Origin of the sequence: Frateuria aurantia DSM 6220 (genome assembly GCF_000242255.2) — a bacterium.
GTDB lineage: Bacteria > Pseudomonadota > Gammaproteobacteria > Xanthomonadales > Rhodanobacteraceae > Frateuria > Frateuria aurantia.
Genome location: NC_017033.1, coordinates 2,314,484 through 2,331,124, shown reverse-complemented (window position 1 = coordinate 2,331,124; position 16,641 = coordinate 2,314,484). Strand labels below are relative to the sequence as shown.

16 protein-coding genes are annotated in these 16,641 nt (G+C 62.8%); 9 read left to right on the top strand and 7 right to left on the bottom strand.

Going from position 1 to position 16,641, the window contains the following annotated elements; all coding sequences use genetic code 11:
- Positions 1–49: 49 nt before the first annotated feature.
- The 7 genes from FRAAU_RS10895 to FRAAU_RS10865 form a co-directional block, all read right to left on the bottom strand.
- Positions 50–820: a tetratricopeptide repeat protein gene (locus FRAAU_RS10895; protein WP_014403586.1), complete on the bottom strand. Its 771-nt coding sequence runs from the start codon at positions 818–820 to the stop codon at positions 50–52.
- An 8-nt stretch (positions 821–828) separates the two neighbouring features.
- Positions 829–1,518, bottom strand: a complete 690-nt coding sequence (locus FRAAU_RS10890; RefSeq protein ID WP_014403585.1) for a Fe2+-dependent dioxygenase — start codon at positions 1,516–1,518, stop codon at positions 829–831.
- Positions 1,519–1,658: 140 nt separating this feature from the next.
- The gene (nth, locus tag FRAAU_RS10885) at positions 1,659–2,300 is read right to left on the bottom strand and encodes an endonuclease III (protein WP_014403583.1); all 642 of its coding nucleotides are present in this window, start codon (positions 2,298–2,300) and stop codon (positions 1,659–1,661) included.
- Positions 2,297–2,917: an RnfABCDGE type electron transport complex subunit B gene (locus FRAAU_RS10880; RefSeq protein ID WP_014403582.1), complete on the bottom strand. Its 621-nt coding sequence runs from the start codon at positions 2,915–2,917 to the stop codon at positions 2,297–2,299. The genes nth and FRAAU_RS10880 overlap by 4 nt, the downstream gene beginning before the upstream one ends.
- 15 nt (positions 2,918–2,932) lie before the next feature.
- Positions 2,933–3,571 (bottom strand): MarC family NAAT transporter, encoded by a 639-nt coding sequence (locus tag FRAAU_RS10875; RefSeq protein WP_014403581.1) that lies wholly within the window; start codon positions 3,569–3,571, stop codon positions 2,933–2,935.
- A gap of 19 nt (positions 3,572–3,590) precedes the next feature.
- Complete coding sequence (metG, locus tag FRAAU_RS10870; protein ID WP_014403580.1) at positions 3,591–5,717, bottom strand: methionine--tRNA ligase; 2,127 nt, start codon at positions 5,715–5,717, stop codon at positions 3,591–3,593.
- 217 nt (positions 5,718–5,934) lie between these two features.
- Positions 5,935–6,408, bottom strand: a complete 474-nt coding sequence (locus FRAAU_RS10865; protein WP_014403579.1) for a DUF2147 domain-containing protein — start codon at positions 6,406–6,408, stop codon at positions 5,935–5,937.
- A 144-nt stretch (positions 6,409–6,552) separates the two neighbouring features.
- Here FRAAU_RS10865 and apbC point away from each other — a divergent pair, with 144 nt between their 5' ends.
- The 9 genes from apbC to FRAAU_RS10820 all read left to right on the top strand — a co-directional run bounded on the left by apbC (position 6,553) and on the right by FRAAU_RS10820 (position 16,638).
- Positions 6,553–7,650, top strand: a complete 1,098-nt coding sequence (gene apbC, locus FRAAU_RS10860) for an iron-sulfur cluster carrier protein ApbC (protein ID WP_014403578.1) — start codon at positions 6,553–6,555, stop codon at positions 7,648–7,650.
- Positions 7,651–7,854: 204 nt separating this feature from the next.
- Positions 7,855–8,358, top strand: coding sequence for a hypothetical protein (locus tag FRAAU_RS10855; protein WP_014403577.1), 504 nt, complete (start codon positions 7,855–7,857; stop codon positions 8,356–8,358).
- Between the two features lie 92 nt (positions 8,359–8,450).
- Positions 8,451–9,002, top strand: coding sequence for a type IV pilus modification protein PilV (gene pilV, locus FRAAU_RS16565; RefSeq protein WP_014403576.1), 552 nt, complete (start codon positions 8,451–8,453; stop codon positions 9,000–9,002).
- Entirely contained in the window at positions 8,999–10,288 is a 1,290-nt protein-coding gene (locus FRAAU_RS10845) for a PilW family protein (protein WP_014403575.1), read from the top strand. Before pilV ends, FRAAU_RS10845 begins: the two co-directional genes overlap by 4 nt.
- Positions 10,285–10,863 carry a pilus assembly PilX family protein gene (locus FRAAU_RS10840; RefSeq protein WP_014403574.1) on the top strand — a complete coding sequence of 193 codons (579 nt, stop codon included), beginning with the start codon at positions 10,285–10,287 and terminating at the stop codon, positions 10,861–10,863. The genes FRAAU_RS10845 and FRAAU_RS10840 overlap by 4 nt, the downstream gene beginning before the upstream one ends.
- A gap of 7 nt (positions 10,864–10,870) precedes the next feature.
- Positions 10,871–14,776: a pilus assembly protein gene (locus FRAAU_RS10835; RefSeq protein ID WP_014403573.1), complete on the top strand. Its 3,906-nt coding sequence runs from the start codon at positions 10,871–10,873 to the stop codon at positions 14,774–14,776.
- On the top strand, positions 14,766–15,188 hold the full coding sequence (locus FRAAU_RS17870; protein ID WP_014403572.1) for a type IV pilin protein: 423 nt from the start codon (positions 14,766–14,768) through the stop codon (positions 15,186–15,188). Before FRAAU_RS10835 ends, FRAAU_RS17870 begins: the two co-directional genes overlap by 11 nt.
- Positions 15,188–15,784 (top strand): GspH/FimT family pseudopilin, encoded by a 597-nt coding sequence (locus tag FRAAU_RS16560; RefSeq protein ID WP_014403571.1) that lies wholly within the window; start codon positions 15,188–15,190, stop codon positions 15,782–15,784. Before FRAAU_RS17870 ends, FRAAU_RS16560 begins: the two co-directional genes overlap by 1 nt.
- Before the next feature lie 50 nt (positions 15,785–15,834).
- Positions 15,835–16,638 carry an NAD-dependent protein deacetylase gene (locus tag FRAAU_RS10820; protein ID WP_041271065.1) on the top strand — a complete coding sequence of 268 codons (804 nt, stop codon included), beginning with the start codon at positions 15,835–15,837 and terminating at the stop codon, positions 16,636–16,638.
- Positions 16,639–16,641 lie beyond the last annotated feature (3 nt).

The window sequence follows — 16,641 nt, the reverse complement described above, 5'->3', positions numbered from 1 at the left end:
GCGCACCCGTGGCGGCGAGTGGTCGTTCGGGTTTCCGGGGCTGTGCCGCTCAGGACCGGGCAGGATTCTCCATGCCGGACACTGTCTGCCGGGCCAGGGCCTGCAATCGAGGTTCGCCCGAGCCTTGCAGCTGGCGCAGCAATTCGGCGCGATAGGCCTTGGGCGCCTGATCCAGGGCTTTTTGCAGCAAGGGCAGGGCATCCTCGGGTCGGCCTTGTTCGACCAGTACCGAGGCCCAGCTGGCGAGTCCCCGGTAATCACCGGTAGCGGCCGCCCGACGATACAGGTCGAAAGCGCGGGCGCGGTCCATCGGGACCACCCAGCCGTGCTCGTAATATTGCCCCAGGAAATGCATGGCCCGGCCATGACCCAGTTCGACGGCGCGGGCGAAGGTGGCCAATGCTGCCGGCGGATCGCGCGGCACGCCACGACCATGGGCCAGGCAGTGCGCATAGTTGTAAAGACCCCAGTCCAGCCCGGCTTCGGCCGCACGCTTGAACCAGATCGCGGCCAGCAGATTGTCCACGGGACCGCCCCAGCCGTTCTCATGGCAGCGGCCGAGCATGTTCATGGCCATGGGCTGACCCTCATGGGCAGCGCGGGCAAACCAGTAGCGGGCTTCCTCCGCGGAGCGTGGCAGGCCATGACCATCCAGACAGAGCTGGGCCAGCAAGGTCTGGGCGGCCGGCTCGCCTCGTTTGGCATGTGCCTGAAGATAGGCCGCGGCGGCGGTCGGTGAGGTGCTCAGCAGCGACTCGACATGGCGAGGATCAAAGTCGGGGGCGCCGATATTCGGCGCCTTCTCGGCGGCTTCGGCCATGGGGCGGCTCATTCGCCGACCCACTGTCGCAGCAGATTGTGATAGATCCCGGTCAGATTCAGCAGCACGGCCGGATCGGCATGGTCTTGCGCGGTCAGGGTCTGGATATTCACATCGAGCTCGAACAGCAGCTCGCGCTGACTGTCCTGGCGTACCATGCTCTGCAGCCAGAAAAAACAGGCGGTCCGCGCGCCGCGGGTGACCGGTTCGACCTTGTGCAGGCTTGTGGCGGGATACAGCAGCAGGTCGCCGGCCGGCAGTTTGACCGTATGGGTGCCGTAGCGATCGCGGATCACCAGGCCGCCGCCGTCGTAGCTGTCCGGTTCGCTGAGAAACAGTGTGCACGAGAGATCGGTGCGTACCGGCAGTGGCGGTTGACGGCGGCGATCGTAGCGCACGGCATTGTCGACGTGATAATCGAATTGTTCGCCGATACCGTAGCGGTTGAACAGCGGGGGATAGATGTGTCGCGGCAGGGCCGCCGAGAAGAAGGTGGGGTGTCCGAGCACGGCGGCTTCGACGATGCCCCCCAGTTCGATGGCCAGTGGATCGCTTTCACGCAATTGCCGGTTCTGCTTGGCCTGGGCGGACTGGTAACCGGCGGTGATGCGGCCGTCCTGCCAGTCCGCCTGGTCGAGTCTGGTCTGGAAGTGCCCGAGCTGATCGGCTGTCAGGACCTGGGGGATGTGCAACTGCATGGGCGTCGTTATCCATTGAGGCGGGCCCGGACTGGATGGCGGGCATGGCGTGGCAAAGTCGCGACATTAGTGCAAGTGCGAATGATCCGCAATTGCGACATGCGGTTGCAGCGTGCTGTCCGTATCGGTGCGGACCGGCTTCAGTGCGCAGCCGGCGTCTTGCTTTTGCAGCGGCAGAGGTCGCTGATCACGCATTGCGGGCAGTCCGGCTTGCGGGCCTTGCAGACATAGCGGCCGTGCAGGATCAGCCAGTGGTGGGCATCCTGCTTGAACTCGGCGGGCACCACTTTTTCAAGCTTGGCCTCGACCGCATTGACGTCCTTGCCCGGTGCCAGTCCGGTCCGGTTGGAGATCCGGAAGATATGGGTGTCCACGGCAATGGCAGGCACCCCGAAGGCCGTATTGAGGACCACGTTGGCCGTTTTGCGGCCCACACCGGGCAAGGCTTCCAGGGCCTTGCGATCTGCGGGTACTTCGCCGTCGTGCTGCTCGACGATGATCTGGCTCAGGGCGGCGACGTTGCGGGCCTTGCCATTGAAAAGGCCCAGGCTGGCGATATAGGGTCTGATGCCGTCTTCGCCCAGAGCGGCCATGGCCTGCGGGGTGGGCGCGACGGGAAACAGCCGGCGAGTGACCTTGTTGACGCCGACATCGGTGGACTGGGCAGAGAGCGTGACCGCGACCAGCAACTGGAAGGGCGTGCCGTACTCCAGTTCGGTGGTGGGGTGCGGGTCCAGTTCCCGCAGGCGGCTGAACAGTTCGATGACGTCTTGACGCTTCATGCGGAGGAGGAACCTTGTTCACGGGCCTTGCGGCGGGCCAGCGCGGCTTGCACCGGACTGAGTCCGGCGCTGGCGACCTCGTTCTTGCGGGCCTGCAGTTCTTGTTCACGGCGGGCGGCTTCGGCGGCCTGGCGCTGCTGCAGACGCTGAAACCGGTGTCGTGCCTGATCGGCGTGGGCCTGGTCGAGCTGGGCGGCCGGCATGGCTTCCAGGCTGATGCAGTCCACCGGGCAGGCTGGAACGCACAGCTCGCAGCCGGTGCAGAGATCGCTGATGACAGTGTGCATGGCCTTGGCGGTGCCCAGGATGGCATCGACCGGGCAGGCCTGGATGCATTTGGTGCAGCCGATGCAGTCGGCCTCCACGATGCGCGCCAGCTGGCGCGGGTGCTCATGACCGCAGGCAGGGTCCAGCGGCAGCGGTGGCTGGTCCAGCAGCTCGGCCAGGCGGGCGATGCCTTCGGTGCCACCCGGCGGACAGCGGTTGATGGCGGTGCGGCCTTCGGCAAGAGCTTCGGCATAGGGGCGGCAGCCTTTGAAGCCGCACTGACCGCACTGGGTCTGGGGCAGCAAGGCATCGATCTGGCTGACGCTGGGCACGTGACTGGATATGGGCATGGGGCGTGTAGCTGCTCAGCCTTGCAGGCCGTGATAGACCTGTTCGATGCCGTTGATCACGAACTGCACGCCCATGCATACCAGGATAAAGCCCATCAGGCGCGAAATGGCATCGATACCGCTGTGGCCAAGCATGCGCATGATGGGGTTCGCCGCCCGCAGCACCAGCCAGCAGATCAGTCCGGTCAGTGCGAACGAGGTCACCGCAGCACTCTGGAACATCCAGGTGGGGACATGCGCGGGCACGGTGGCGGAGGCACTGATGATAAAGGCGATGGTGCCGGGGCCGGCCGTGGTCGGCATTGCCAGCGGCACGAAGGCGATGCTCTGGCTGCCACCTTGACGGGGCGTGCCGCTGTCCAGAGCGTCCTTGGGAAACAGCATCTGGAAGCCGATATGGCCGACGATCAGGCCGCCGGCGATGCGCAGTCCGGGCAGGGATATCGCGAACAGGTTGAGGATGGCCTGGCCGGCATAGAACGAGATCAGCAGGATCAGGAATACGTAGACCGAGGCCTGCAGTACCTGCCGGTTGCGTTCGGCCGGCTCGAGATGGGAGCCGATGCCCAGCAGCACGATGACGCTGGTCAGGGGATTGGCCAGGGGAAGGAGACCGATCAGGCCGACACCGACCATGGACAGGAATGCCATCATGCGATCTCCTTCGCTGCGTTCAGCGGACGGTGGCCCCGGCCGCGGCGCCGTTGTCGGCGTCGAGCAGGAACAGGTCGCTGCCGCCGTCACCGGCCGACAGGATCATGCCTTCGGAGATGCCGAAGCGCATCTTGCGGGGCGCCAGATTGGCCACGAAGACCACCGAGCGGCCGACCAGACGTTCCGGCTGCGGATAAGCGGCGCGGATGCCGGAGAAGATCTGGCGCTTGCCCAGCGGGCCGGCATCAAGTTCGAAGCGCAGCAGCTTGTCCGAGCCTTCCACCAGCTCGCAGACCAGGACCTTTCCGATCCGCAGGTCCAGCTTGGCGAAGTCGTCGATGCCGATGATCGGGGTTTCGGGGGCGGTCGGGGTTTCGGGGCTGGTGCTTGCGTTCACGGTGACAGTCTTCTTGGTGGATGAGGATGTAGATATGGTGCCGGTCGCCTTGGCGGCCGGGGCCGGTTCGTCCGGCGCGGAGCCGATCGAGCTCCTGGAGGCTTCGACCATGGCTTCGATCTGTTTTGGATCAATCCGTCCCAGCAGGGGCTGGAAGGCTTGCACGGTGTGCCCCAGCAGCGGCTGGAGAACATCGTCGAAATGGGTGATCGATCGGTCCAGAAACTGCTCGGCCAGGGCGACGGTCTTCGGCAGGATCGGCTTCAGCAGAGCGCTCAGCAGATGGAAGGCCGACAGCGCGAAGGTGCAGGTCTGGTGCAGCGCTTCGCGCTGATCCGGATCCTTGGCCTGCTTCCAGGGCATCTGCTCGGCGATATAGGCGTTGACCAGATCGGCGATGGCGATGAAGCGGCGGGTGACCTCGGCGAACTGGTCGTCGCGGTACAACTGCCCGATGTCGCCGTATTGGGCCAGCAGTTGCTGCCACAGCGCGGCCTCGGGGGCCGCCAGCCGATCGGCCAGCCGCCCCTGGAAATGGGTGTGCACAAAGCCCGCGGTACGGCTGGCGATATTGGCCCACTTGCCGACCAGATGGGAGTTGACCCGTTCCTCGAAGGCTTTCAGATCCAGGTCGACATCGACCGGCGTATCGCTGAGCATGGTAGCGAAGTAGTAGCGCAGCACTTCCGGATGCAGACCTGATTGCAGATAGGTCCGGGCCTGGATAAAAGTGCCGCGCGACTTCGACATCTTGGCGCCGTTGACAGTCAGATAGCCGTTGACATGCAAGGCCGTGGGCACGCGCATGCAGGCGCCGTGCAGGGTGGCCGGCCAGAACAGGCCATGGAAATTGATGATGTCCTTGCCGATGAAATGGTGCAGCTCGGTATCGCTGCCGGCATCCATGTAATCGTCGAAGTTCATGCCGCGCTGGCGGCACAGCGCAAGGAAGCTGGCCAGATAGCCGATGGGGGCATCCAGCCAGACATAGAAGAACTTGCCCGGCGCCTCGGGTATCGGAAAGCCGAAGTAGGGGGCGTCGCGGGAAATGTCCCAGTCCTTCAGGCCCAGATCCAGCCATTCGCGCAGCTTGGCGATGACGCCGCTGTTGGCGACCGGGCCACCGGTCAGCTTGCCGCCGAACCAGTCGTCCAGCAGGTCATGGAATTTCGACAGTTCGAAGAAATAATGCTCGGATTCGCGCAGTACCGGAGTGGCGCCGGACACTACCGAGTAAGGGTTGATCAGGTCGGTGGGGGCGTAGGTCGCGCCGCAGTGCTCGCAGTTGTCGCCGTACTGGTCCGGCGTGCCGCATTTGGGGCAGGTGCCCTTGATGTAGCGGTCGGGCAGGAACATCTGCCGTTCCGGATCGAACAGCTGCTGGATCGACCGCGTCGCGATATAGCCGGCCTGCTTCAGACGCAGATAGATGGTGCTGGCCAGCACCTGGTTTTCCGGCGTGTGCGTGCTGTGGTAATGATCGTAGCTGAAGCTGAAATCGGCGAAATCGGCCTCGTGACTGGCCAGCACGCCGGCAATGAAGTCTTCGGGGCTGAGTCCGGCCTTTTCCGCCGCCAGCATGATCGGCGTGCCATGGGCGTCGTCGGCCGCCACATAGGTCACGTCATGGCCGCAAAGCCGTTGCGCCCGTACCCACATGTCCGCCTGCATGTAACCCAGCATGTGGCCGAGGTGCAGCGGGCCATTGGCATAGGGCAGGGCATTGGTGACGAGAATTCGGCGAGACATGGGGGACCGTGCATGGGACAGGACGGGCCATTATGCCATGACGGTCGTACTCGTCGTGGCATGCGGCGCGCGGGCCTGTCCGCAAGGGTGTCCCGGCCGGATTTCTCTGGCGGGTCGGCCTGGGTGTCCGGTCGCCATCGTCCTGAAGGCTTTGATGGTTTATCGGTGCGCCCATCTCCAAGCGGACCCGGGTCAGATCACCCGCCTGCGCGGGCGTTCAGCCGGCCGCGTCCTTGCGGACCCAGGTCTGGCTGCGGCCCAGCAGCGAAAAGCCGATATAACCGCGCACCGTCAGTTTTTCACCACCCTCTTCAAGATGCAGCTTGACCTTGTAGGTCTTGCCTTTCTTGGGGTCCAGCACATGGCCGCCATCCCAGTCGTCACCATCCTGACGGACGCCCCACATGATCACCATGCCCTCGATGGGCTGGTCATGCTTGTCGCCGTCGCAGCGGGTGCAGTGCGGGTGCTCGCCGTCAGCCTTGATCTCGGCCGGCGTGAGATTCAGCAGCTGTTTGACCTGACCTTGCAGCTGGCCGTCGTGCTCGGTGATTTCGACGATGGAGCGTGGTTGGCCGGTTTCATCGTCAATGGTTTGCCAGGTACCTACCGGGCTGTCGTGCTGTGCGGCATGGGCGGTGCCGGCCAGCAACAGCGCGGCGGCCAGGGCGGAGGAGATCAGACGTGTCATACAGGCTCCATACGGATCGGTATGGTGGACAGATTCCGCCGGCCGCGGCAGGCGGTCAAGTTGCAATGCGACATTGTCGGTCCCGTCCCCGGCCTTGTCGATGGCATACTATGCGCTTGCCTACAGTTGCATCTTCGGATACGCATGATCGAGACAAGCGAGACCTCCGTACGCCAATGCCTGGCGTCCCTGGCCGATCCCTACGGCGACACGCCGCTGGGCGGGGCCGTGCGTGCCGTCGGCGTGGACGGTCGCAAGGTATCGGTGGACCTGGCGCTGGGTTACCCGCTGGATGATGGTGCTCGCGCGGAGCTGGCCGCCCTGGTGCAGACGCATCTGCAGGCGCAGCCGGAGATCGAGGCCGCCGCCGTGTCGATCCACAGCCGCATCTACAGCCACCGCGTGCAGCAGGCGCTGGCTCCGCTGGGCGGGGTCAAGAACATTATCGTGGTGGCTTCGGGCAAGGGCGGCGTCGGCAAGTCGACGGTGTCGGCGAATCTGGCACTCGCCTTGCAGGCCGAAGGGGCCCGTGTCGGGATTCTGGATGCCGATATCTACGGTCCCAGCCAGCCGCGGATGTTCGGCGTGGAAGGCAAGCCCGACTCGCCTGATGGCAAGACCATCGTGCCCAAGCAGGCGCACGGCCTGCAGATCATGTCGATCGGTTTTCTGATCGAGGAAGACACGCCGATGATCTGGCGTGGTCCGATGGTAACCCAGGCCATGATGCAGCTGTTGAACGACAGCCGCTGGGAGCAGCTGGATTATCTGATCATGGACCTGCCGCCGGGCACCGGCGACATCCAGCTGACCCTGTCGCAGAAGGTGCCGGTGGCCGGTGCGGTGGTGGTCACCACGCCCCAGGACATTGCCTTGCTGGATGCCCGCAAGGCCTACAAGATGTTCGAGAAGGTCGGCGTGCCGGTGCTGGGGGTGGTCGAGAACATGGCGACCCATATCTGCTCCAACTGCGGTCACGAGGAGGCGATCTTCGGTGCCGGCGGTGGTCGGCAGATGGCCGAGGACTATGCCGTGCCCTATCTGGGCGCCTTGCCGCTGGATATCCGCATCCGCAAGCAGGCGGATGACGGTGCGCCGGTGGTCGCGGCGCTGCCGGATTCGGATCTGGCCGGGCATTACCGTCAGATCGCGCGTCGTGCAGCAGCGCGGCTGGCGGCGCAGCCGCGCAACAAGGCCCTGGGGCTGGGCTCGGTGGTGGTGCAGAACGCACCGGAGGGCTGAGCTCGAGGCCTTCGCTGGCGCTTTGCCCGGCACTCCGCTATTTTTCAACATCATCGTCGCCTTGGGTCCGACTGTTTCCGGCCGCTGTTCATCACGGACCGGCAGCGGCCGACGTTCCGTCTAGGCGCAGCAATGCAAACCTCTGCCTGCTGGCTGGCGGAGTGATTTACCCCATCAAGTCATGGATTGTCAGGAGATTCACGCATGTCCCGAATTACCAAGATGCTGGCGCGCTGCATGCCCGCGCTGCTGGTGCTGAGCACCCTGTTGTTGGCCGGTTGCCATTTCGGCGGCAAAAAGCCTCAGGTGCTGACCTCGACGATGAAGGATCAGTTCGACCTGACCATCCAGGCCTACAAGAACAACCAGTTCGAGCTGGATGGCGCGGTGCTGTCGGCTCTGGATCTGGGCAGCCATTTCGCGTATCTGAAAGAGCAGGGCCAGCTGCCCAAGTCGGTGCTGCTGGAGCGCAGCGATGATTCGAAGATCCGCAAGCGCCATCTGGAATATCTGGCCCGCTTGGTACTGGATTACCATTTCACCGGTTATTACGACGACGGCGGCCAGCTGCGCCGCGTCGATCCGGTCGGCACCAAGGCCCGCCAACTGGAGGACTATCATGCTCCGGTGCATGCCGAATCCAGCCAGGGCAGCGGCATGAGTGCCGGTGGTGGCGGCGGCGCCCCGGGTGCTCCGGGCGGGATGTAAGCTTTCCGGGTCCGGGACGTGCCGTTCCGGACCTTTATCGGTGAGTCAGTGCAGCGGCTTTCATCCTGGCCGCCCGGGGAGATCGGCTGGCAATGAATGCACGAAGGGGAGTCAGATTCGGCAGTCGTGGCATACAGCGCGGGGTTTCTCTGATCGAAGTGCTGGTTGCCGTGCTGGTCTTCGGTATCGGCCTGCTCGGTCTGGCGGCCCTGATCATCGTGTCCCTGCGCTCGACCCAGACGGCCTATCTGCGTACCCAGGCTTCGGTATTGGCCCAAGGCATGAGCAATCGCATGCGGGCAAATCCGGCCGGTGTCTGGGGCGGCAACTACAACGGCAGTTATCCCTTGAGCTCAGGCGGCAGTGCCAGTTGCAGCAGCAGTACCTGCACGCCTGCGCAATTGGCTCAGCAGGACGGTCAGTACTGGAGTCAGGAGCTGGCTGCGGGACTTCCCTCTGCGGCAGCAAGCATTGCCTGTGATGCGGCCACGGCCGGAGCCAGTCCCGACAGTGCTTCGCTGAATGAGCGTCCGCCCTATGGCGGCAATTGCAGCATGAGCATCAGCTGGACCGAGCGTGCCAATGGCGACACCAGCCACAGCTCGGCGGCGACTCAAACTTTTGTCTGGAATTTCCAGCCGTGATCCCATTCAGGTTTCAGTACCGACAGTCGGGCTTAAGTCTGATCGAGCTGATGGTGGCCATGCTGCTGGGCCTGTTGCTGACCGGAGGGATCATCAGCGTGTTTCTGTCCACCTCCGGGAACAGCCGGCAGCAGGCCTTGCAGGCCACCTTGCAGGAAGATGGCCGGTTTGCCCTCTCGCGCCTGAGCGAAGATCTCAGCATGGGCAATGCCCAGTATTGCGCCAGCGTCGGCGGGGCCAGTGTGGCGACCGCCAGCGGTCTGAAAATGGATGCCTATCTGCGCACGCCACAGGTTTATGTCAGTGATATCTCGAGCGTATTGAAGGATCTGACCACGCCTTTCGGGGGCAGTTCCGCCAATGCCTATCCGGCCGTGCCGGCGGCGCCTTACAGCTGGCCGTCGTTCCTGTACATGCGAGGTTATGATTGCGGTCCGGGCTCCTGCAGCCCCGTGGATCCTGCCGCAGGGGGGACCGGACTTCCGCCGTTCGGCACCAACGTAGGCAACCGGGTGATAGGCTCCGACGTTTTGACGCTGCGCTATCTCAACAGCAATGGCGGCTGGGCGATTGACGGGAACTCCAGCAAGGTCGTGACCACCGGCAACTACGTCACGTCGATCGTGATCGTTCCGCAGAGTACCGAGACAGACACTCTGATGGGCGGGCATATCATGATGCTGGCCGACTGCAATGCCGCGCAGGTATTCAGGGGCACGCTGAACGGCAACGGATTTTCGGTAGGCATCGATTATCCAGGCATCACCACGCCTTCAGGGCTGGCGCCGCGATTGTTCGATCTCAATCAGGACCTCGTGAACGTTACCTATTATCTGCAGGTGGTCAGTGACGGCAATGGTCATACCACCGGAGCTTTGATGAGAAGATTGAACGGTGACTCTTCGGGCGCCGAAGTCATCCGCGGCATCGAGCGACTCGATTTCAGTTACGGAGTGATCAACAGTCAGGGCAAGATGCAATACATGACGGCGCTCCAGGTCGACAGTGTCAGTACCTGCCCGGCCGTGGAGCGTTATCCGCTGGCCACCACGCCGGGTTGCCTGTGGCGATTCGTGCAGAGCATCCGGATCAATATCCTGATGGACGGGGAGTCACCGCTCTATTCGCTGCCTGCCAGTCTGCAGAATTATGTCTATCTGCCGGATGGGACTGCCCTGATGGCACCATCGGCGCATGCCATCACGCCGAGCAGTCAGGGTTTTCCGGTGCCGATGATACGGCGTGCCTTTTCCACCACGGTAGCCTTGCGGAATGTCAATCCATGACTCGAAACGGCCTGCCGCGTTCAAGACGGGAGCAGCAAGGCGTCGTGCTGGTGGTCGCACTGGTCTTTCTGCTGCTGCTGACCCTGATGGCGCTGGTCGCTTCAGGGCGCTCCTTGCTGCAGGAACGGATGGCCGGGGCCATGCGCAGTGCCATGCAGGCGCAATGGAGTGCCGAGACGGCCTTGCGCGGTGCCGAATGGCAGTTGTTCCAAGGCAACGCGGTTCCCTGTTATGACTCCAGCAGAACAGTTGGCAGCACCGTGCTGAATTTTCGGCATGCCACCGGCTGGTTTACCACCGGCGGCACCAGTTATCGTCCGATGGACTATACCAGTGTCGGCGGCGTCAATGCCTTGGCCTACAATCCCGTCTATATCATCGAATATCTGGGGCCGGATCGCCTGCCGGGTCAGGGGGCCAGCCAGGCGGTCGAGGTCGGACAATCGGGCGCCAGTACCGGCATGGCCTATATGTACCGGATCACGGCGCGTGCCACGGGCGGCAATCCGAATATTATCCGGGTGGTGGAGTCGACGTTTGCCGCTACCGTGCTTGAATCCTGCGGTCTGAGTTGAGGGCGCCATGAGTTCTTTTGCCGGGGTGTGTCGCCTTTCCGCACAAGTGCTGGTCGCCTTGGTGCTGGCCATGTTCAGTGGGAGCGCGTTGCTGGCCAATACGGTGACCATCAGCAGCACGCCGCCCAGTGTGACGACGCGAGTGGCACCCAATATCGTGGTGACCTTCGATGATTCGGGTTCGATGAATTCGACCTCGATTCCCGACTCGATGGACGGCGAATACAACCAGTCCTTTTATTATTCGTCCAGTTACAATCCGCTGTATTTCAATCCCGATATCACCTATACCGTACCGCCACCACCACCGGGCGGGACAATGGTCGTGCCGACCTATACTCATGCCCCTCGTGATGGTTACTGCGCCAGCCTGGTCAGTGCCGGTTGCTGGAGCCCGAACAATGGCAGTTATCTGACGCCGGCTTACCAGAACCTCAGCACCAGTTTTTATACTGGCTATCTCAGCAATGTCTATGCCGGCAATTCGCCTTGTCCGCGCGATGCAAATGAGCCCGGTGGCTGGTACAACACCAGTAACGGAGTCTGTTCCCAGCTGGATATTCCAGCCAGCTTGCGTGGCACGGTAACCGTCACCAGTACTGTTGCATTGCAGCCCAAGAGTGGCTCGTGCTACAGGGGTTTCTTCAGTTCAGACTGCCCTCCTGAGGGCACCTTTACCAACAACGGCACCACCACGACCACCACAATAAGCTGCAGTTTTCTTATTTGTTCGTATACCACCACGGGTACGACGACCACCACCACCACCACCACCGATCCGGGTGGCTTTTATTACAGCTGCAGTTCTACATCCAATTGCACCTATCATTCGCTGGCCAATGCCTCGGATGCCGTGAAGGCCAATTTCGCAATCTGGTACAGCTATTATCGCACCCGCAATCTGATGGCCCGCGGTGGTATCGGGCGGGTCTTCGGCTCATTGGGTGACAGTGCGGTGCGCGTCGGTTGGCAGACCCTGCAGAGCCAGACGGCAAGCAGTGCCTACAACACCAGTGCCGGCCAGTACCAGGGCCTGGCCTACGGCCCGCTCACCTTGTTGGGCAGCAGCGCTCCCAGCGGCATTCTGCCGCTGGTCAATGCATCAACTGGCTGCAGTTCCACCACCATCAGCAGCGACAGCTGCTGGCGCAGCAAGTTCATGAACTGGGTCTATGGCGTACCGGCCAGCGGCAGCACGCCGACCCGAGTGGCCTTGCAGACCGTGGCCAAATTCTATGGCCAGAAGCTCAGTGCCACGTCGAATGCGACTCGAGGTGCGGCACCATTGTGGAATGACAGTACCAGCACCCCGACCGAGCTGGCTTGCCGCAAGAATTTCAACATGCTGGTGACCGATGGCTATTGGAATGCTGATTCGCCATCGACACCGACCGTGCGGGACTCGACTTCGACGACTTTGCCAGACAATACGGCCTACACCGTCGGGCAGCAGACAAGCGCCGTCTACTGGAATGAGTCATCAAGTTTTCCGGCCTCGCTGGCCAATATTGCTTTCAGCGGCTGGGCCACCAATCTTCGACCGGACCTGCTGCCTCAAAACAATGTGCCGGCTTATTACCCGGATCTCACCACGGGGGTCACGGCGAGCACTGCCAGTGTGAGCAGCACCAGTCCAGGATCCAATCGGGAGGTCTATTTCAATCCCGCGAATGATCCGGCCACCTGGCAGCATATTTCACAGTACATGGTTACCTTGGGAGCCACGGGGACCTTGACGAACAATGCGGCGACCCTGCTTGCCTTGCGTACGGGGCAGCAGGCCTGGCCGACACCGACTACGGCCGGTGGAGCCACCAATATCGATGATACCTGGCATGCCGCGCTCAATTCCCGTGGTGGCTATTTCAGCGCCTCCGACCCGACCACGCTGTACAACTCGCTAAGCACGATTCTGGCTTCAGTGATCGCCAGCAGCAGCTCCTCACTCAATGTCAGTCTGAACGCCCAGACCTTGACGAGCAATTCCGTGGCTTATCTGGCCGGTTACAACACCACCTCCTGGACCGGTACGTTGGCTGCGGAGTCCGTAGGCGCCACCGGAGTGATTGGGGCCAATCTGTGGGAGGCCGGCTCCTTGCTGACCAAACGTGATCTGACTTCCGATCCGCGCGTGCTGGTAACCACCTCCGGGCCAGGGGCCGGTACCGGCATCGCCTTCAACTGGTCCGGTCTCAGTTCGAGCGAGCAGGCGATACTCAATTCCCCGGACGGCAGCGGCGGCAGCAGCGACGGCAACGGTTCTGCGCGGGTGAGCTGGCTCAGTGGCGTGCGCAGCAGCGAGGGAACCTTGTTCCGGTCGAGGACAAGTTTGCTGGGGCCGATCTTCAACGCCCAGCCGGTCTATGTCGGTGCGCCCAGTGCAGGACTGAGCAATACGTTTCCCAGTGGCTCACCCGAAGCCTTGGCATTGGCGAGCAGTAGCAGCTACGCCTATTCGAATTTTGTCTCGACCTATGCGTCGCGCCAAGGGGTGCTGTATGCGGCGGCCAATGACGGCATGTTGCATGCCTTCGATGCGCGTACTTCCGGCGGATCTCCAGGCCGTGAGTTGTGGGGCTTTCTGCCCAGCAGCGTCTATGCCAATCTCCCGGCGCAGACCAAGCTCAACAGTTACAGTTTTACACCGACGGTGGACGGCACGCCGGTACAGGGCGATGTGTTCTTCTCCGCATCCGGCAGCAATGGCAGCAGCAAGGGCTGGCATACCATTCTTGTCGGTGGCCTGCGTTACGGCGGACGGGGCATCTACGCCATTGACGTGACTGATCCCGCCGCAATGACCAGTACCTCGGCCGTGGCCGGCAAAATCCTCTGGGAATTCAACAGCAGCAGCACAGCGAGCAATGGCGCGCCAGCCAATCTGGGCTATACCTTTGGTACCCCTACCATAGGCCGTCTGGCCAATGGGCTGTGGGTGGTGCTGGTGCCTGGCGGTTACTTCCCTGACAACAGCACGGCGGCGGCGGCCAGCAATACCTACAGTTCGCTGTTTGTGCTCAATGCCCAGACGGGAGCCTTGATCAAGGAGATACGTACGCCATCGGGGGTGACCAGCTATGGCTTGTCCACTGTCGTGCTCGGAGACTACAACGGTGATCAGGTGGCCGATGTCGGTTTTGCAGGCGATCTGGCCGGCAATTTATGGCGTTTCGATTTCTCCTCGGCCAACCTGTCCTCCACCAGCCAGACGGCGGGAGTCAGCCGGATTTACGCACCGACCACGGTGGCCGCGCAATCGATCACCACCCAGCCACGTCTGGTCGCCGATCCGACCTCATCCTATTTCATGGTGATTTTCGGTACGGGACGTTTTCTCAGTACGGCCGATACTGCAGATACCACCGTGCAGGGCATCGTCGCCGTGCGCGATCCGGGAAACTCCACGGCCACTGCATGGACGCTGCCCAGTCTGGTACAGCAGACCCTGAGTACCAGCAGTACCGGAGTGATCGGTGTCAGCAGCAATGCCGTGCCTGCGACGGCCGGTGGTTGGTATGTATTGCTGAATCAGACGGCTGGCGAACGGGTGGTGGTCAATCCCTATCTGCAACTGTCTACCGATGCCGTGGTGTTCACCACCTTGATTCCTGCGACCAGCGATCCATGCACCACGGCGTTGGGTGGCTCCATCCTCGAGCTCGATGCCACCACCGGTACTGCCGCCCTGGGCAACAATTTCAGCGGCACGGGCCTGGCATCAGGTTTCACCGCGGCAGGGAGTCATATTTCCGGTGCCGCCAGTGCCGGATCCTTGAGCGGGGCCACCGGTTCCGGAGGTACGGTGTATTTTCCAGGCACCACCACCAGTGGCACGACGACAAGTACGGTATCCATCAACGGAGCGACGCGTCGCCGCCGTTCCTGGCGTATCCTCAACAACTATGAAAACTGATGATTTTCGCCGCGAGCATGGCTTCACTCTGATCGAGTTGATGGTGGTGGTGGCCATTGTCGCGATTCTGGCCGCGATCGCGATTCCCAACTACAGTCGTTACATGCAGCGGGCGCGGCGCAGCGATGCCCAGCAGATCCTGATGCAGGTGGCGGGTGCGGAGGAGCGTTATTACGCGACGTACAACAGCTACGGCAGCCTGAGCACGGTCGGTTTCACGGCCAGCCCGCTGTATTCGGCCCACCAGTATTATTCGGTGGCGCTGGCAAGCGCGACCAGCAGCAACTTCAAGGCCACCGCTACGCCGGTCAGTGGCGGGCCTCAGGCCACCGACGGCTGCGGTGCGCTGTCAGTCAGCGATACCGGTGCCAGAACGGCTGCCGGTACCACGACCAATGGCAGTTGCTGGTAATGGTGGCAGGGGCGATTCGCCCGGCACGGTCGGTACAGGGTTTTACCCTGATCGAACTGATGGTGACCGTGGCGGTGATGGCCATTCTGGCGATGATTGCCGTACCCAATTTCTATACGACCCTGCGTCGGCATCAGCTGCAGAGTGCGGTAGGATCCTTGCAAGGGGCCCTGGCCTATGCCCGGACCGAGGCTGTGCTGCGTCAGTACAGCGTCTCGATCTGCCCCAGCGGCGGCAGCGCTGCCGCCTGCTCCGGTGGCAATGATTACAGTCAGGGCTGGCTGATCTACACGACGCCGGGTGCCCCGAACAAGGTATATGCGACGGGGGGCACCATGACCCTGCTGCGGGTCGGGCAGGGCGAAAGCCATGTCTCGGCCATGGCTGCGTTGACGACGCCGATCAGTTTCGGACCGCAAGGGCAGGTGGTGGGCGGGGCAGCCACGGGGTTCGAGTTCTGCGGGCGGACGGGCAGCAGCGGCAACGGCCAAAGCACGGCCGCGGTGCCGGGACGGGTATTGACCGTTTCGGCCCAGGGTTCGGTCTATGTGCAGGTGCTTGGGGTACTGGCCAGTTGCGCGGCACCGGCCGTGTGATGGTGGAGGCTGGCTCTGATGTCGCCGCCTCAGCGGCCGGTCAGGAGTCCTTGAAAGCCTCCTGGCAGAGCCTGTGGCGGCGCCATCGTCGCTGGTGGGTGTTGAGCGGCGCAGGCTGCAGTACCGAGGCCGGGATTCCCTGCTATCGCGATCAGCAGGGCGCCTGGCAGCATCCTCCGCCGGTGACCTGGCAGGATTTCACCCGTTCGCCGACGGTCAGACAACGCTACTGGATCCGCAGTCGACTGGGTTGGCCACGATTTGCCGCGGCACAGCCCACTGCCATGCATCATGCCCTGGCCCGGGCCGGACGGGCCGGTCGGCTGAGCTTGCTGGTCACCCAGAATGTCGATGGCCTGCACCAGCGGGCCGGCAGTCCTCAGGTGCTGGATCTGCATGGACGTCTGGATCGCGTGCGTTGCCTGGGCTGTGGAGCCATCAGTGGGCGCGAAGCCCTGCAGTCACGTCTGGAGCAGGCGGGGCATATCGCCGACACCGACTCTTTGCGTCGCGCTCCGGACGGAGATATGGACTGGCAGTCTGTCGGTCCGATGGATTTCCGGGTGCCGGATTGCGAGCATTGCGGCGGCATCCTGAAACCCGATGTGGTGTTCTTTGGCGAAGCCCTGCCGGCCGAGCGGCCAGCCCAGGCCTTGGCATCGCTGACCGAAGCGGATGCGGTGCTGGTGATCGGTTCGTCCCTGATGGTGTATTCAGGCTATCGACTGGTCCGCGAGGCGGCGCGGCTGGGGTTGCCGGTCGTGGCCATCAATCAGGGCCGCACCCGGGCCGATGATCTGTTCAGTCTGAAGATCGAACGGCCTTGCGGGGAGGTCGCCGCGTGGCTTGATTGAGCT

Bases quoted from the DNA above. Each gene is read 5' to 3' on its own strand.
- FRAAU_RS10895 (WP_014403586.1), bottom strand. From the start codon at position 820: ATGGCCGAAGCCGCCGAGAAGGCGCCGAATATCGGCGCCCCCGACTTT.
- FRAAU_RS10890 (WP_014403585.1), bottom strand. From the start codon at position 1,518: ATGCAGTTGCACATCCCCCAGGTCCTGACAGCCGATCAGCTCGGGCAC.
- nth (WP_014403583.1), bottom strand. From the start codon at position 2,300: ATGAAGCGTCAAGACGTCATCGAACTGTTCAGCCGCCTGCGGGAACTG.
- FRAAU_RS10880 (WP_014403582.1), bottom strand. From the start codon at position 2,917: ATGCCCATATCCAGTCACGTGCCCAGCGTCAGCCAGATCGATGCCTTG.
- FRAAU_RS10875 (WP_014403581.1), bottom strand. From the start codon at position 3,571: ATGATGGCATTCCTGTCCATGGTCGGTGTCGGCCTGATCGGTCTCCTT.
- metG (WP_014403580.1), bottom strand. From the start codon at position 5,717: ATGTCTCGCCGAATTCTCGTCACCAATGCCCTGCCCTATGCCAATGGC.
- FRAAU_RS10865 (WP_014403579.1), bottom strand. From the start codon at position 6,408: ATGACACGTCTGATCTCCTCCGCCCTGGCCGCCGCGCTGTTGCTGGCC.
- apbC (WP_014403578.1), top strand. From the start codon at position 6,553: ATGATCGAGACAAGCGAGACCTCCGTACGCCAATGCCTGGCGTCCCTG.
- FRAAU_RS10855 (WP_014403577.1), top strand. From the start codon at position 7,855: ATGTCCCGAATTACCAAGATGCTGGCGCGCTGCATGCCCGCGCTGCTG.
- pilV (WP_014403576.1), top strand. From the start codon at position 8,451: ATGAATGCACGAAGGGGAGTCAGATTCGGCAGTCGTGGCATACAGCGC.
- FRAAU_RS10840 (WP_014403574.1), top strand. From the start codon at position 10,285: ATGACTCGAAACGGCCTGCCGCGTTCAAGACGGGAGCAGCAAGGCGTC.
- FRAAU_RS10835 (WP_014403573.1), top strand. From the start codon at position 10,871: ATGAGTTCTTTTGCCGGGGTGTGTCGCCTTTCCGCACAAGTGCTGGTC.
- FRAAU_RS17870 (WP_014403572.1), top strand. From the start codon at position 14,766: ATGAAAACTGATGATTTTCGCCGCGAGCATGGCTTCACTCTGATCGAG.
- FRAAU_RS16560 (WP_014403571.1), top strand. From the start codon at position 15,188: ATGGTGGCAGGGGCGATTCGCCCGGCACGGTCGGTACAGGGTTTTACC.